The following is a 16,233-nucleotide window of genomic DNA, read 5'->3' on the forward strand; positions in this document are numbered from 1 at the left end:
TGATAACTGTCATTTACTTCATGCAATCATTGGATAAAGCTTATCCTAAATATCCCATTCAATTTTATACTTGGTTCATTCAAAAAAAACTGAAATCAAACAAAGACACAGCCATATGCTTAATGCTTATCCATCTCATCTTCCCCTTAAAAGACAATCTTTTACAGCACAACAAATAATGCTTACCGCAATATAATGTAAAAAGACACCGTCTCATTATAACAAAAGCACTTGCCTTCTTGCATAAACGACAAAGAACACTTTCAATGCAACTTTTCAATTTTCAAGCCGTTATAGCAAAGCCTCAAACATAATTCCAATATTTATAAAACAATATAATATATGAAGGAGTCAAAAAATGTGCCTATTTTCAACCCACGCTAAAAATGCCAAAATTAAAAAACGCATTGCACAATTTAAAAGCGAACTTACCCCGATCAGCCAATGGGGTTCTCATAATAACCGCTTTGAAAATATCTCTGATATACTTGAAACATGGAAACAAAAAGGCCGTCACGCGCTTGACCATCTCAATGAGCACGCTACAGAATTGAAGAAAAAAGTAACAGAACACCCTAAAACAACCCTCGCCTTAGCTGCAGGATTAGCTTTAGCTAGCTTTTTGCTGATACGCAAAAACTAAAAACACAACCAGCCTTTTTAATATATCCCACCCTTTTTAATGCCTGCTTTATATCGGGCATTTTCTCTATTTTAAAAACCATAACCCTAAAAAACGTGATACAACACCATAACCACCTCGATCAATTGCAGGCGCGCCTCCTAATGGATGAGAGATCTCACACACTACCTGATAACAAATTGTTTTCTCGAACAGATGAAGAAGCTTATATCAACATGCTGAAGTATAATATTTTATACCAGCGAAGATATAAAATTAGCGAGATGCATCATAACAAACCAAAAAAAATCCTCCAAAGTGAATGTCCACTTGCTATAAGAAAAAGGTATAAAAATCAAACTCAAAAGACCCAAAGTCCTACCCTCCAGAATTGGCACGCTGTAAAGTATCTACATATGTAACAACAGACATACCAGGAATGAGCTTTTCAACTCCCTCCTGTCCAGGATCTATTGCAATACGCACGGAAATACGTTGAGCAATTTTAATAAAATTGCCAATAGTCGTATCCGTTTTCAACAAAGAAAATTCTGAACCTGTCGCAGGTGCAAAACGAACTACACGCCCTTTTAATTTCTTATTATTCAATGCGTCAACAGAAAAAATAACCGGTTGTCCGACCCGCATCTGAGAAAGTTGTGTTTCCTTATAATTGGCAATAATCCAAATATTATCAGAAATAACCGAAACCAATTGTGCTCCCGGCAAAACATATTGTCCTACCCTAGCGCCAACCAAGCCAACATAGCCTGTTTTAGGTGATAAAATTTTGGTATGATCGAGATTGATTTTAGCCAATTCAACACCCACCTTTGCGCTTGTCACTTCTGACTGTAAACTTTGCCGTTCAAGATCCAACTGTTTTTGCAATTGGCGTTTTGTTTCAAGTGCCGCCAACAATTGCGAAAGAGGACGAGAAACCGTATTGGCAGCTTCACCAAAGCCCAGCTTTTTGTTTCCAGGCAGAACATTGGAAAATGCTTTTGAGCGCGCTAATTCTGCCTCTGCAGCATTCACTTCTCCCTGTAAAATCTGAGCCTGCAACAAAACACTTGCAAGTTTTGCATTTTTTGAATCAAGAACAGCCTGTGCTCGTGCCAACTGTTGGCGAAACAGAGCATCATCGAGTTCAAAGAGCAGCATTCCTTTTTCAACGCGTTGATAATCTTGCACATAAATCCGTGAAACCACGCCTGAAATTCGCGAACTGACCAGAGTTACATTGCCCTTAACGGAAGCATTATCGGTTATTTGAATGGTACTAACAAAAGGAGGTAATCTCCACGCCCATAAAATCAGCAAAATACCAGTAATACCTGCAAGGAATGCAATAAGCGTTGCTTTTGATCGTAATGCTTTTATCAATTTTTGCACCTCTTTTCACGAACATGAGATTGCTTTTTGAATGTATGAGAAGAACATAACTTTATAAATATTTTGACAAGAAAAATGGCAAAAACAACCGTAGAAATATAAAAATACAGCCGAAAGACGTCACCATAAGCAAAAATATTTGCCGTTAATTTAAATTTTTTAATCAAGCCAGATGTACCTTGCTCATCCGCCAAAAATTGAGAAATAGAAACACCATAGTGAGAAGAAAATAAGGTATTGACCTCCCCTGAAATAAGCGGATCGATCACAACAATATTTTGTGTTAAAGACTCAAAGTTTTTATGAGCGAAAAAAAACTGCAAGCTACCAAAACAAGCTGCCCCCATTAATCCACCTGTCACTTGCGTCAACAAAAAGACAGCAATAAAACTTAAGACATAACGTGGTCCTCTCTCACCGGATATAACAAATCCTCTACAAAGAGCAGGCGGTAAAAAAAGTGCATAACTAAAACTCACCAAACCTTGACTAAACATCATATCTTGAGGCTGCGTTAAATGGTTCACATGACTGCCTAAATACGCCCCAAGCGCCAAACAACCTAGCGAGACAAGATAAAAATAATCCTCACGCCCCACACGTAAAAAAAACACACAAACTGCTCCGCCTAAAAGAGTCCCCACTATAATGGCAAAATACATAGGTGCCATTTCACGATTTAATAAACCAAAAAGATTAAAAAAACCTACTGCTAAAGTTGACCGTTCTAATAAAAAAACATGAAAGATCAATAAAATGAGAACAGATTGCACCATTTCTTTACTAAAAAGCCAACGTAAATCAATCAACGGCTTTTCTCTATTAAGTTCAATAATAATGGCGATAGTCAAAGAAGCAACAGCAAGGGCCAATCCCCAACCAATCCATGGCGCTTCATACCACCAATATAATATACCAACAGACATAATCACTGCATTAAGTCCAAGGCCCAGTGCAATCAAACCATAGCTTAGCCAATCCAATTTCTGAATGGCCTTATTGCGTACCACAGGAGTGAGCGGAAGAGCATAGATACATCCCAAACTGATAAGAACCAACCCCATTTCCAATGCTGAAAGACTTGAAAATCCTCCACTTTCCAATAAACCTGGCGAGATCAAGCGTGATAAAGGTGCTGCTAGGGCTGCATTCATATAATTTAAACTCAGAGCAACAGTAAACTTTTTTGCTGGAGCAAAAGCCTCCATCATATAAAGCAGTGCGAGCGAAGCCATGGGTGCTGCAGCAATCCCAGCAAAGAAGCGAATGATCAAAGCAGAACGCAAATCCGTGACAAAGAGCTGCAAAACACAAACCAAAACGAAGCCTAAGATTGATAATTCAGCAAAAGCACGAAGCCCAAACTGGTAGCGGATTTTGATCAACATAATGGCAACACTCACATTAGGTGCCATATAGGCAGCAACTAACCATGTTGTTTCGGTTAAAGTTGCGTGAAAACCACCCGTGAGATGAACAATGTTAGACTGAACAACATTTGCCCCTAAGCCATAAGCCCACTGCAAAATAAAAGAGGCAAAAATATAGACAAAACATTTTGGCAAAGGTCCTGCAAAAATACGCCCAGGATGGGGAAAAGGTTTTCCTCCTCTTTTAGCAGACATAACCGTACTCTTTTTTCCGCCCATGTCGCTTTATTCCTGCATAACCCTTTACGCCTCGCTTACCCCAAGACCAGCAGTTGTTAATTGATGAAAAAACATCTCGACCTTATGATTTTCCTCATCACTTGTCCCTTCTGCAAAACTTGCTCGCATTTGCAAAATTTTCTGCTCCAACGCCTCAAAAGAAAGCTGTTCCACAGCCACAACATGTTCGACCAAAAGAGAGCATTTTAAAGCAGTAATATTCGCAACACCACCACAAACAGCAAAAAGCTTTTCCCCTGAAGAAGTATGAATACGAACACTGCCTAATACAATACTTGCCACCAGCGGTGCATGATGTGCCATCACTGTCACAGCACCCGACGCTGAAGGAAGAACAACGGAGGCCACCTGCTCTGAAAAGACAATTTTTTCAGGTGACACCAGTTCAAATAAAAAATGCTCTTCTCTATTGTGTTCCACAAAAATCTCCACGAGGCTGTATAAGACTTCTTGCTGTGTTTACTTAACAACAAGCACTCATTGACGGATATCTTCTTATGAAGAAGCCTCTGCAATGAGACGCTTTCCTTTTTCAATGGCTTCATCAATCGAACCAACCATATAAAAAGCAGCTTCTGGCAAATCATCATAATCACCAGCACAAAGCCCTTTAAAGCCCTTAATTGTTTCTTCTAAAGGGACAAGTTTACCTGGTGAGCCAGTAAAAGCTTCAGCCACATGGAAAGGTTGCGAGAGGAAACGTTCAATTTTACGCGCTCGTCCCACCAACAACTTATCATCTTCAGAAAGTTCATCCATTCCAAGAATAGCAATAATATCTTGCAGTGCTCTATAGCGTTGCAAAATGGTTTGCACTTGACAAGCCACATTATAATGCTCCTCACCCACAACCAATGGATCGAGCATACGTGAGAAAGAATCAAGCGGATCAACCGCCGGATAAATTCCTTTTTCTGCAATCGAGCGCGAGAGAACGGTCGTTGCATCCAAATGGGCAAAAGATGTTGCAGGAGCGGGATCGGTCAAGTCGTCGGCTGGAACATAAATTGCCTGAACGGAGGTAATAGAGCCAGTTTTCGTACTAGTAATACGCTCTTGCAAAGCCCCCATATCGGTTGCCAAAGTTGGCTGATACCCCACAGCAGAAGGTATACGCCCCAAAAGAGCAGACACTTCAGCCCCAGCTTGGGTAAAACGGAAAATATTATCCACGAAAAAGAGAACATCTTGCCCCTCATCGCGGAAACTTTCTGCAATGGTCAATCCTGAAAGCGCCACGCGGGCACGGGCTCCTGGTGGTTCATTCATTTGCCCATAAACGAGTGCACATTTTGAACCTTCTGTTGAACCATTATTTTCTTTTGGATTCACATTCACACGGCTTTCGATCATTTCATAGTAGAGATCATTTCCTTCACGTGTGCGTTCCCCAACACCAGCAAACACGGAATAACCCCCATGTGCTTTTGCAATGTTGTTGATAAGCTCCATAATAAGCACGGTTTTACCAACACCAGCACCACCAAACAAACCAATTTTACCGCCTTTAGAATAAGGTGCTAACAAATCAACAACTTTAATACCAGTGACAAGAATTTCTGACACGGTTGATTGTTCGACATATTCAGGAGCATCTTGGTGAATAGAACGCATTTTGGTTGTTGCAATCGGTCCCACATTATCAACAGGTTCCCCAATCACATTCATAATACGTCCAAGTGTTGCTTCGCCCACGGGCACACGAATCTGTGTTCCTGTATCAAACACCTTTTGACCACGCACAAGCCCATCGGTTGTGTCCATAGCAATGGTACGCACAGTATTTTCACCCAAATGCTGAGCAACTTCTAAAACCAATCGATTGCCTAAATTGTCGGTTTCCAATGCATTCAGAATATTTGGCAAAGCACCTTCAAATTGCACATCAACAACAGCACCAATAACCTGTTTGATCTCACCCACAGCACCTTTTGCATAGCCATTTTCTTTTGCAGGGGTAATTTCAGAAGAACTTCGCACAGATTTAGAGGAATCCTTTGTGCTCACTTGAGATTTCGAGGCGGCTTTTTTCACGCCTGAACGAGCAACTGGTTTCTTTTTTTCAACTTTTGCTGCTTCCTTACTTGACGTCACTGCTTTTACCATCAATCTTTACCTTTTCAATTTACAGCGCTTCAGCGCCCGCAATAATTTCGATCAATTCTGTCGTGATCTGCGCCTGACGCTGACGATTATAAGCCACCGTCAATTTATTAATCATTTCACCTGCATTGCGCGACGCATTGTCCATAGCCGTCATCTTTGCGCCCATTTCACCAGCGACATTTTCCAGCAAAGCGCGAAAGATTTGCACCGAAAGATTGCGCGGCACAAGCTCATCCAAAAGAGAAACCGCATCGGGTTCATACTCATAAACAATTGATTGTGAAGCTTCGTTTTTATTTGTTTTTCCCACCACATCACTTTGCTCCACCACCTCCTTTGGAGAAAGCGTTGGAATTAAACAAAAAGCTACTGGACGCTGATTAATCACTGAAACAAATTCAGAATAAAATAGTGTACAGACATCAAATATCCCCTCATTAAACAAATCAATGATTCGCTGACTAATCATTGCTGCCTCAGAAAAACCGATACGCTTTACAGCATGCAAATCAATGTGATCAATCATGAATTCTTTGTAATCACGCGATAAAATATCAGCGCCTTTTTTACCCACGGTCAAAATTTTAACGATTTTACCAACGGCAAGCAGTGCCTTAATCTGTTCACGGGCACGGCGTGCAATCTGCACATTAAAAGCGCCACAAAGCCCGCGCTCAGCAGTACAAACCACCAAAAGATGAATATCATCGCGCCCTGTTCCTCGCATAAGAGGCGGAGCATCAATACCATCAACATCCCCAGCAACACTTTTTAAAATATCAGCCATGCCCTGTGCATAGGGACGTGCAGAGCGAGCAGCCTCTTGTGCACGGTGCAACCTTGCCGCTGCAACCATTTGCATGGCTTTGGTAATCTTTTGTGTTGCCTTAACCGAGGCGATACGGTCTCTAAGATCCTTCAACGAAGCCATTTAAGCATTCCATCACTTCATCACGAGAAATTTTTCGCATAAGATTTAAGAACAGTAAACAACTTATCCTTCAACTCATCGGTTAGCTGTTTTTGCTCAGCAATTGCCTTTAAGAGATCTTGGTAATCACTGCGTAAAAGTGTTAACAATCCCTGTTCAAAGCGCGCGACATCAGCAACAGCCAAAGAATCAAGATAACCATTGACCCCAGCAAAAATGACAACAATCTGCTCTTCTGTTTTCAGAGGAGAAAATTGTGGTTGCTTTAAAAGCTCAGTCAAACGTGCACCACGATTTAAAAGACGCTGTGTTGAAGCATCCAAATCGGAACCAAACTGTGCAAAAGCAGCCATTTCGCGATATTGTGCCAATTCCCCTTTGATCGAACCAGCAACTTGCTTCATCGCTTTAATTTGTGCAGCAGAACCAACACGCGATACGGAAAGACCAACATTTACAGCAGGACGAATACCTTGATAGAACAAATTAGTTTCCAAGAAAATCTGTCCATCAGTAATGGAAATCACATTTGTCGGAATATAAGCAGAAACATCATTTGCTTGTGTTTCAATGACAGGCAAAGCTGTCAAAGACCCAGAACCATTTTCTGCATTAAGCTTCGCAGCTCTCTCTAAGAGACGCGAATGAAGATAAAAGACATCACCAGGATAAGCTTCACGCCCGGGGGGACGACGAAGCAAAAGAGACATTTGACGATAAGCCACCGCCTGTTTTGAGAGATCATCATAACCGATCAAAGCATGCTGCCCATTGTCACGGAAATATTCTCCCATAGCACATCCAGCAAGAGGTGCAATAAATTGTAAGGGAGCAGGATCAGAAGCGGTCGCCGCAACAATAATGGAATATTCAAGAGCTCCGCGTTCTTCTAGAACTTTTACGAATTGTGCCACTGTTGAACGTTTTTGACCGATAGCCACATAAATACAATAGACTTTGTCCTGTTCGCTCCCAGATTTTTTTTCATGGAAAGGCTTTTGGTTTAAAAAGGTATCGAGCAAAATTGCTGTTTTTCCTGTCTGGCGATCACCGATCACCAACTCACGCTGTCCCCGTCCAATGGGAATGAGAGCATCAATAGCTTTCAATCCAGTTGACATTGGTTCATGCACGGATTGACGTGGAATAATTCCCGGAGCCTTAACATCAACACGACGGCGCTCTGTTGCCTTAAGAGGCCCCTTACCATCTATAGGATTTCCCAGTGCATCGACAACACGCCCAAGCAAAGCTGGTCCCACAGGAACATCGACGATAGCGCCTAACCGTTTAACGGTATCACCTTCGCGAATATCCCGATCAGAGCCAAAGATCACCACGCCGACATTATCGACTTCCAAATTGAGAGCCATACCGTGCACGCCATTTGAAAAGGCAACCATTTCACCAGCTTGGACATGATCCAAACCATAAACACGGGCAATACCGTCTCCCACAGAGAGGACCCAACCAATTTCTGAAACTTCAGCCTTTTGGTCAAAGTCTCTGATTTGTTCTTTTAAAATTTTTGAAATTTCAGATGGTCTAATATCCATCAGCTGACCTCTTTTTTCAATGCAAGCTTAAGTGAAGATAATTTTGTTAAAAGAGACGTATCAATCTGAGACGCTCCCATACGAACGATTAATCCACCAAGAAGTGTTGGATCAACAAGGATATGTAGCAAAATTTTTCCCTCAACAACACCTTCCAAAGCCACGCGCAACTTTTGTTCCTGTTGAGGGCTTAAGGGACGCGCAGCAACAATCTGCGCTGAAATTTCTCTACGAGAGAGAGCGACACGCCGCTGGAAAGCATGTAAAATACCAGACAAAGCACAAAGCCGACGGTTAAGTGCAATAACGCACAAAAAATTACCAACAATTTGGCCAGCATTCTTATCAGCAAATTTTATGGTCTCGCAAACAGAACGCATCACTTTGACCTGTTCTTTTACTGAAAAAAATGGGCTATGGACAAAACGTTTTAGATCTTCATTTTTATCCAAGACAAACAAAAACAATGCCACTGCTTTTTCAACCTTTTCAACGTTGCCTGCCTCTTTAACGAAGTCAAAAAGTGCTTGTGCATAACGTTGATCTACCAATGGCAGCGGTATAAGAGAAAATGAATCCGACACGAAATACCGCCTCTTTCCCTTGAGCGACTCTCTGATAATTACCAGATGAAATAAAACAGACATTCCAAATTTTAAGAATCTCTCTCTTAAAACCCAGAACGAAAAACTTTTGGGGTTCTAGCATAGACATCACCGACTCGCAACACCACAAACCTACGCTTTCTGAAAATTTTAACGAAAATACTCAAAATATTTTTAAACAAAGATTTTTCAAAGAACCATCCGTTTTTCTATGTTTCCTTTTGACATTGTCTGATAGATTTTTCAAGTTTTTTCTTTTCTTCATGAAACTGATGTGTAAGCAAACTGAAAAAACTCATTGTCTGTTTATGAAGCTGCTCTTTTGCGCGGTTTTTCTATTACCGCTACAGAAAAAATATGTTATTTCAAACTGATACGCAAACAATAAAAATGACATTCACCTTAAAAGAAGAAAGTGGCTTTCCCTCTTTTAGAGAACATCTCACCAAATATATTTCCTTAATTAAAATACATTTTTAAAGCAAATTCCCCCATTCTAAACCGCTCTCCATTTTTTACAGCGTTTTTAAAGAAAACTTTGCGGATCAATATCGATTTGAACGCGAACAAAACTAGGCATTTTAGGGGCATTGGCAAGCATCGCACGAATAAAGCCTTGTATATCAAAAGAACGTTGCCCCTGTAATAAAAGCCGAAAACGATAACGCCCCCGAATAAGAGCCAATGGTGCCTCTGCTGGCCCCATAACCGAGACATTTTTCACTCTTGGTGCAATTTGGCGTAATGCTCGTGCATAATGTTCTGCTGCCTGGCGTTTTTCTGAAGACACAATCAAAGAGGCAAGCCGCCCATAGGGAGGCAAATGATACTGTTGACGCATCGCAATCTCATGCGCATAAAAATCTTTCCCTTTTTGTGAAAGGAGGGCTTTGATTACGGGATGATCGGGTTGATAGGTCTGCAAAAGTCCTAAACTTTCTATTCCCATTCGCCCTGCCCTACCAGTTACCTGTGAGAGAAGCTGGAAGGTACGTTCACTCGCACGTAAATCGGCATTGGCAAGACCAAGATCAGCATCAATGACCCCCACCAGAGATAACCCAGGGAAATGATGTCCTTTAGCGACCAATTGTGTCCCAATAATAATGTCAACATCACCATTGGCGATTGCTTGCAATTCACTACGCAACTGACCAATCCCGCCTTTCAGATCCGTTGAAAGAATCAATGACCGTGCCTGTGGAAAAAGCATGCCTATTTCTTCGGCAATTCTTTCCACACCAGGTCCACAAGCGACAAGATGATCTAATGTGCCACATTCAGGGCAGGCTTCTGGAAGCGGTTGATGATACCCGCAATGATGGCATTTAAGCTGTCCTTGTGCACGATGCTCCACCAACCAACTCGAACAATCGCCACAATGAAAGCGATGTCCGCAAACGCGGCACAAAGTTAAAGGTGCATAACCGCGACGATTAAGAAAAAGCAGTGCCTGTTCACCTTTCTCAAGCGTTTGTTCTAAAGCTCTCTCAAGAACAGAGGAAATAAAACGCCCCTTTTCTACACCGCCTTTACGCATATCAACCACGCGTAACTGTGGAAGTGCAGCCGCTTGAAAGCGCGATGGCAAATGCACTTTTTGATAACGTCCCCATAAAACATTTGCCTGACTTTCAATCGAAGGTGTTGCTGAGGATAAAATAACAGGAAAATTCTCAAAAGAGCCCCGTGCCACCGCCATATCACGCGCATGATAAAAAACCCGTTCTTCTTGTTTATAAGCAGCGTCATGTTCTTCATCAACCACAATCAACCCAAGCGCATGAAAGGGTAGAAAAAGTGCCGAACGTGCTCCAGCAACAACGCGCACACGCCCCTCTGCCACCTGCCGCCATACGCGTTCCCGACGACGCGGTGCCAAATCAGAATGCCATTCCGCCGCGGCTGTTCCAAAGCGTGCATGAAAGCGATCTAAGAATTGTTGTGTTAAAGCAATTTCAGGCAATAAAATCAAAACTTGACGACCATCTGTCAATGCTTGGGCAACCGCTTCAAAATAAACTTCTGTTTTTCCTGACCCCGTCACACCATCCAGCAAAAAAACCTGAAACTGAGAAGACAAAACCCCCTCCCGCAACAAACGCGCTGCTTCACTTTGTGCTCCCTCCAATTGAGGAGGACAAAAATCAGGATTGGGCTGCCCCACAAGCGCTGGTGGTGGTACCATAACCTCTTCAAAAATCCCAAGTGCTTTTAAGCCTTCAACAACAGAAACAGAAGTTCCTGCCGCATGTGCCAGCCCAGAGCGTGTCCAAACCTCCCCACCACGTATCAACTCTAAAACCCGTGATCGTGCTGGTGTTAAACGCTCCACCTCTCCCCCACAATAGCGCAAGCCCTGGAGTTGTGCTTCTGGTTCTAAAGCTGCCGGCACCCCTAAAACCAATCGTGCAACAAGACCAACAGGGGTTATCGTATACCGGCTGACAAACCGCAAGAATGTGATCATCTCTGCTTTTAACGGTGGACAATCAAAAACATGAAGCAGAGAACGTAATTTTTTACCCACCTCAGATTTTAGTTTTTGCCCATCTTTTGTGGTCTCCTCCCCCACATCAACGACAAGACCACAAACTTGGCGCCCCATCACTGGAACACGGACAAAAGATCCAACCTCACACGCCATAGAAGAGGGAACTTCATAACTATAAGCATGTGCAATAGGGAGAGGCACCCATACTGCAACAATTTTTTTCTCCCTTACATCCTCTGTTACATTTGGCTTCATCTTTTGTCTCAAATTTGATATGAACCTTTTATACCACCAACATCTTTACCGCAGATCTTTTTATCAAGAATCTTTTTTGGGTCTTACTATTCCAGCTCTACCAATCACCCCTTACATCCATTATCAAATCATAAAAAGAATCCAAACTTCTACAAAGAATTATGCCTCCTCCATAGCAGAGAAAAAACCAAGAACAATAAGCACATTCACACCCTCCCGCAAAAACACCCCCCAGCAAACTTTTATAAATCCAGTTTTCTCAATTTTCATATTTTCGCAACCAGTCTTTTGATAAGGATAAAGAAAATGCTTGATCCAACTTCTTTCACTTTTAAGTCTCTTTTCTAAACTTTTTTACACATTCCCATTATTGACAAACACATCAAAGAACCAACTTCACACTCTATAAAATGGAGCTCTATAATGATAGAGTATTCCATATGAAGATACTGGGCGCTAGCAGCCATTCCCCGCATTTATTCCCTCTTTTTTATTGTTCTCTTCACTTGTTTTCCCCCTTTACTTGCTTTTCTTTGCCCCCTTGCCAATTTATCTCATTCTGTAAGATTGCCATGCACCCTCTTGCTTTTGCCACAAACAATAGCGCATAACAAAAATAGCTTACAACATGAGAGGCTTACAATAAAAGCACAACCAGGGAGATGGGATATGAAATTTTTTGTGGATAGCGCCAATATTGAAGAAATCCAAGAATTACAAAACTTAAATCTCGTTGATGGTGTAACCACCAATCCCTCACTCATCTTAAAATCAGGACGCAATATTCTTGAAGTGACAAAAGAAATTTGTGGCCTTGTCAATGGACCTGTTTCTGCTGAAGTTGCAGCAACAAACTTTGAAGATATGATGAAAGAAGCGGCTGTTCTAGCAAAAATTGCTGACAATATTTGCATCAAACTTCCCTTAACATTTGATGGATTGAAAGCCTGTAGCGCTCTGACAGCACAAGGATTAAAGACCAATCTCACCCTCTGCTTTTCTGCCAATCAAGCCTTACTTGCTGCCAAAGCAGGTGCAACATTTGTTTCACCATTTGTTGGCAGAATCGACGATTGCGGAAGTGACGGCATTGCATTGCTGCATGAAATTCGCACAATTTATGATAACTACAGCTTTACAACGCAAATTTTGGCAGCTTCCATCCGCACCGTTAATCATGTCAAAGAAGCAGCATTAAGTGGTGCAGATATTGCAACCATTCCACCAGCCATCTTAAAAACGCTGGTGGGACACCCGCTAACCGATAAAGGGTTACGAATCTTCCTTGAGGATTGGAAAAAAACCGGACAACATATCGCTTAATGTTTTGCCAAATCTCTTGAAAGCAACATGAGAATCTGTTCCGCTAATTCCTCAGCCACACGCTTTCTCGCATTTTCTTCGGCTTGCATTGTTGCATATTCTTGGCGCAGCCGTTCAAAAGATGCACTTATAGTTCCCATACCCTCGGCAATAGGCATATTTTTCATATCCTGCAAGATATAAGAAGCTTTCCCCACAACAGTTCCAACAGAAGGCCGCCCCTCCTTTTTTCTATCGCGATCAACCTCTATCTGTACAGATTTCCTTGTAAACAGAGATGTTTGCAATATTAATTGATAAGCTGGAGCAGAAGGTTTACTGCCATTTTCATAAAGAAGAAACAACAGATGATTACGCACCATTTGCCCAAAACGATCTGAAGATTCTGCAATGACAATGCTTGCCAGCTTTTCGGAAAGCCCTAACGATTCTTGTTCTGCAAAGCGATGAGAAGAAACAGAACCCACAGAACCTATTTTTGTCGAAATTTGCGAGACGTCACGATAAAGTGGTTCAATCTTGCACCCACACAGGAAGGTTAACAAACCCGCAAACCCTACAAGCAGAAAATTTTTAAAGCACGACATTCACAATCCTCTGTGGAACAATAATCATTTTTTTCACCGATTTTTCGCCCAAATGCGCTTTGACAAAGTCAAGCGCCAAAACCGCTTCTTCAATCATCGCTACAGTCGCTGTTGCTGCCACAGAGACCTCACCGCGTTTTTTACCATTAATCTGTACCGGCAAACTATAGCATTGTGCAACGGTTAATGCGGGATCATAAATGGGCCAAGCCAATTCAGACATTAAAGTTTTCTCCCCTAAAGCAGCATGGCATTCTTCGGCTAAATGCGGCATAATAGGTGCAATCATAACAAGGAAAAAATCCACTGCTTGACGCAAAGCCGCCTTCATCTCATCCTCCACATCTGCCACCTTATTTAACAAAGGTGCCATAATATTCAAGAATTCATAAAGACGTGCGATTGCACGATTAAAAGCAAATTTTTCCAAATCATCTTCCACGGCACAGAGTGTGCGATGCGCAGCCTTTGACAGTTCTAAAGCTTCCCCTTGGTGCCCAGCACGCGGTGTCACTTCTCGTAAGAACGGAGCACTCAAAGCCACATGGCGCCAAACGCGTTGCACAAACCGATGCGCTCCTTCAACACCTGCTTCTGTCCAGATGACATCCCGCTCAGGAGGAGAATCGGACAACACAAACCAGCGCACAGTATCAGCGCCATAGGATGCAATAATATCATCAGGATCAACGACATTTTTTTTTGATTTGGACATTTTTTCAATCAAACCAATCGTCACTTCGCTTTGATCGGTTAATTTATAAGCTTGCCGTTTTCCATCCTTTTCAACAATAGTAATTTCTGCTGGAGAGACCCACCCCTTATCATCCCGATAAGTTTCATGCACCACCATACCTTGGGTAAATAGTCCCTTAAAAGGCTCATCAACCTTCACATAACCCAACAATTTCATGGCACGCATAAAAAAACGCGCATAGAGAAGATGAAGAATGGCATGCTCAATTCCACCAATATATTGTTGCACAGGCAACCATCGTGTTGTCGCTTGGCTATCGACGGGTTCCGCTGCAAAAGGAGCCGCAAAACGTGCATAATACCAAGAAGAGTCCACAAAGGTATCCATGGTATCGGTTTCGCGCTTGGCAGACTTTCCACAAACAGGACAAGCAACAACTTGCCACTTTTCATGGCGCACAAGAGGGTTTCCCGGCTGATCAAAAGTGACATCATCAGGCAACACAACGGGTAAATCCCCCCGCGGAACAGGCACCACGCCACAAGATGTACAATGGATCATAGGGATCGGACACCCCCAATAGCGTTGACGTGAAATCCCCCAATCACGCAAACGAAATTGCACTGTTTTTTTCCCCTGTGGCTGCCCATGAAGCATTTGCGTCTCAAGCCGTTTGGCTGCTTCTTCAAAAGCTTGTTGAGGTGTCAAACCATCCAAAAAGCTGGAATTGATCATCATCCCATCACCAACATAAGCCGTTTTAGCAATGATAAAATCGTCTTTCTCAACCGTGCAAGGCAAAACCACAGGACGCACAGGAAGTTCATATTTACGCGCAAAATCCAAATCTCTTTGATCATGGGCAGGACAACCAAAAACAGCCCCCGTTCCATAATCCATCAACACAAAATTAGCGATATAAACGGGAATATGCACCGTTTCATCAAAGGGATGAAGTGCCACAAGCGATGTACAAAATCCTTGCTTTTCGGCAGTTTCAAGCGCCGCAGTTGTTGTTCCACCACTCCGACAACTTTCAACAAAAGTCTCCAACGCCTTATCTTTTTTTGCGAGAGATTGTGCAATAGGATGATCCACAGACAGTGCCAAAAAAGAAGCACCAAACAGCGTATCGGGCCTTGTTGAATAACAAACAACCTCATCAAAGGACTTATAAAGCTCATCGGCTCCCTCTTTTGGCTTCAAAGCCCAACGAATTAAGAGCCCCTGTGATTTACCAATCCAATTTTTTTGCATAATGCGGACTTTTTCGGGCCATTGTTCAAGCTCTTCAAGCCCTGCCAGTAAATCTTCACTAAAATCGCTAATTTTGAAAAACCACTGAGTCAATTCCCGCTGTTCAACCAACGCGCCAGAACGCCAACCCCGACCATCAACAACCTGCTCATTTGCCAAAACCGTATGATCAACGGGGTCCCAATTGACCTTAGCCACTTTGCGTGCCACCAATCCCTTTTGATAAAAATCAAGGAACAGCATTTGCTGGCGATGATAATAATTCACATCACAAGTAGCAAATTCCCGTGTCCAATCGAATGAGAGCCCTAATTGCTTTAATTGCCCACGCATCACAGCAATATTTTGATAAGTCCAAGTTTTGGGATGCACCTTATTTTGCATAGCAGCATTTTCAGCTGGCATACCAAAAGCATCCCACCCCATAGGATGAAGCACATTAAAGCCCTTTGCGCGTTTATAGCGCGCAACAACATCTCCCATGGCATAATTGCGCACATGCCCCATGTGAATCCGCCCAGAAGGATAAGGAAACATTTCCAAAACATAATATTTTTCACGACAATCTTCTTCCACAGTCTGAAAAATTTTCTTTTGATCCCAAATCGCTTGCCATTTTTGTTCACAGGCACGTGGATTATAGCGTTCACCTAACTTAGAATGTCCAATCGTCATTTCTATGATACTCTTTACAAAATCGAACTAAAAAACTGTTTTATTATGCTTGACCATGGA

General features: G+C 42.3%; 12 protein-coding genes. 2 read left to right on the plus strand and 10 right to left on the minus strand.

What is annotated here, in order from left to right:
• The first annotated feature begins 358 nt into the window (after nt 1-358).
• Nucleotides 359-643 (plus strand): hypothetical protein, encoded by a 285-nt coding sequence (locus ABD909_RS02200; protein ID WP_345096327.1) that lies wholly within the window; start codon nt 359-361, stop codon nt 641-643.
• Between the two features lie 357 nt (nt 644-1,000).
• On the opposite strand, the gene ABD909_RS02205 is transcribed toward ABD909_RS02200, so the two are convergent.
• From ABD909_RS02205 to ABD909_RS02240, 8 genes are all read right to left on the minus strand, one after another.
• Nucleotides 1,001-2,008, minus strand: a complete 1,008-nt coding sequence (locus tag ABD909_RS02205; protein ID WP_345096328.1) for an HlyD family secretion protein — start codon at nt 2,006-2,008, stop codon at nt 1,001-1,003.
• Nucleotides 2,005-3,666 carry an MFS transporter gene (locus ABD909_RS02210; protein ID WP_345096329.1) on the minus strand — a complete coding sequence of 554 codons (1,662 nt, stop codon included), beginning with the start codon at nt 3,664-3,666 and terminating at the stop codon, nt 2,005-2,007. The genes ABD909_RS02205 and ABD909_RS02210 overlap by 4 nt, the downstream gene beginning before the upstream one ends.
• A gap of 24 nt (nt 3,667-3,690) precedes the next feature.
• Nucleotides 3,691-4,107: an ATP synthase F1 subunit epsilon gene (atpC, locus tag ABD909_RS02215; RefSeq protein WP_345096330.1), complete on the minus strand. Its 417-nt coding sequence runs from the start codon at nt 4,105-4,107 to the stop codon at nt 3,691-3,693.
• A 75-nt stretch (nt 4,108-4,182) separates the two neighbouring features.
• On the minus strand, nt 4,183-5,793 hold the full coding sequence (gene atpD, locus ABD909_RS02220; protein ID WP_345096331.1) for a F0F1 ATP synthase subunit beta: 1,611 nt from the start codon (nt 5,791-5,793) through the stop codon (nt 4,183-4,185).
• A 19-nt stretch (nt 5,794-5,812) separates the two neighbouring features.
• The gene (locus ABD909_RS02225; protein WP_345096332.1) at nt 5,813-6,724 is read right to left on the minus strand and encodes a F0F1 ATP synthase subunit gamma; all 912 of its coding nucleotides are present in this window, start codon (nt 6,722-6,724) and stop codon (nt 5,813-5,815) included.
• A gap of 20 nt (nt 6,725-6,744) precedes the next feature.
• Complete coding sequence (atpA, locus tag ABD909_RS02230) at nt 6,745-8,280, minus strand: F0F1 ATP synthase subunit alpha (protein ID WP_345096333.1); 1,536 nt, start codon at nt 8,278-8,280, stop codon at nt 6,745-6,747.
• Entirely contained in the window at nt 8,280-8,864 is a 585-nt protein-coding gene (gene atpH / locus ABD909_RS02235) for an ATP synthase F1 subunit delta (protein ID WP_345096334.1), read from the minus strand. The genes atpA and atpH overlap by 1 nt, the downstream gene beginning before the upstream one ends.
• A gap of 547 nt (nt 8,865-9,411) precedes the next feature.
• Entirely contained in the window at nt 9,412-11,634 is a 2,223-nt protein-coding gene (locus ABD909_RS02240; RefSeq protein ID WP_345096335.1) for a primosomal protein N', read from the minus strand.
• Between the two features lie 669 nt (nt 11,635-12,303).
• Between ABD909_RS02240 and fsa the strand changes: the two genes are divergently transcribed.
• Nucleotides 12,304-12,957: a fructose-6-phosphate aldolase gene (fsa, locus tag ABD909_RS02245; RefSeq protein ID WP_345096336.1), complete on the plus strand. Its 654-nt coding sequence runs from the start codon at nt 12,304-12,306 to the stop codon at nt 12,955-12,957.
• Here fsa and ABD909_RS02250 read toward each other — a convergent pair.
• Both ABD909_RS02250 and leuS read right to left on the minus strand, forming a co-directional pair.
• Complete coding sequence (locus tag ABD909_RS02250; protein WP_345096337.1) at nt 12,954-13,544, minus strand: hypothetical protein; 591 nt, start codon at nt 13,542-13,544, stop codon at nt 12,954-12,956. The two genes, fsa and ABD909_RS02250, sit on opposite strands and share 4 nt — an antisense overlap.
• A complete protein-coding gene (gene leuS, locus ABD909_RS02255) occupies nt 13,531-16,173 on the minus strand; it encodes a leucine--tRNA ligase (protein WP_345096338.1) in 2,643 nt (880 codons plus the stop codon). The genes ABD909_RS02250 and leuS overlap by 14 nt, the downstream gene beginning before the upstream one ends.
• Nucleotides 16,174-16,233: the final 60 nt, after the last annotated feature.

The sequence above is a fragment of the Bartonella acomydis genome (assembly GCF_039543025.1).
GTDB classification, from domain to species: domain Bacteria; phylum Pseudomonadota; class Alphaproteobacteria; order Rhizobiales; family Rhizobiaceae; genus Bartonella; species Bartonella acomydis.

Coding starts and splice junctions, on each gene's coding strand:
- leuS (WP_345096338.1), bottom strand. CDS start 16,173: ATGACGATTGGACATTCTAAGTTAGGTGAACGCTATAATCCACGTGCC.
- fsa (WP_345096336.1), top strand. CDS start 12,304: ATGAAATTTTTTGTGGATAGCGCCAATATTGAAGAAATCCAAGAATTA.
- atpA (WP_345096333.1), bottom strand. CDS start 8,280: ATGGATATTAGACCATCTGAAATTTCAAAAATTTTAAAAGAACAAATC.
- ABD909_RS02200 (WP_345096327.1), top strand. CDS start 359: ATGTGCCTATTTTCAACCCACGCTAAAAATGCCAAAATTAAAAAACGC.
- ABD909_RS02210 (WP_345096329.1), bottom strand. CDS start 3,666: ATGGGCGGAAAAAAGAGTACGGTTATGTCTGCTAAAAGAGGAGGAAAA.
- ABD909_RS02250 (WP_345096337.1), bottom strand. CDS start 13,544: ATGTCGTGCTTTAAAAATTTTCTGCTTGTAGGGTTTGCGGGTTTGTTA.
- atpD (WP_345096331.1), bottom strand. CDS start 5,793: ATGGTAAAAGCAGTGACGTCAAGTAAGGAAGCAGCAAAAGTTGAAAAA.
- ABD909_RS02240 (WP_345096335.1), bottom strand. CDS start 11,634: ATGAAGCCAAATGTAACAGAGGATGTAAGGGAGAAAAAAATTGTTGCA.
- ABD909_RS02225 (WP_345096332.1), bottom strand. CDS start 6,724: ATGGCTTCGTTGAAGGATCTTAGAGACCGTATCGCCTCGGTTAAGGCA.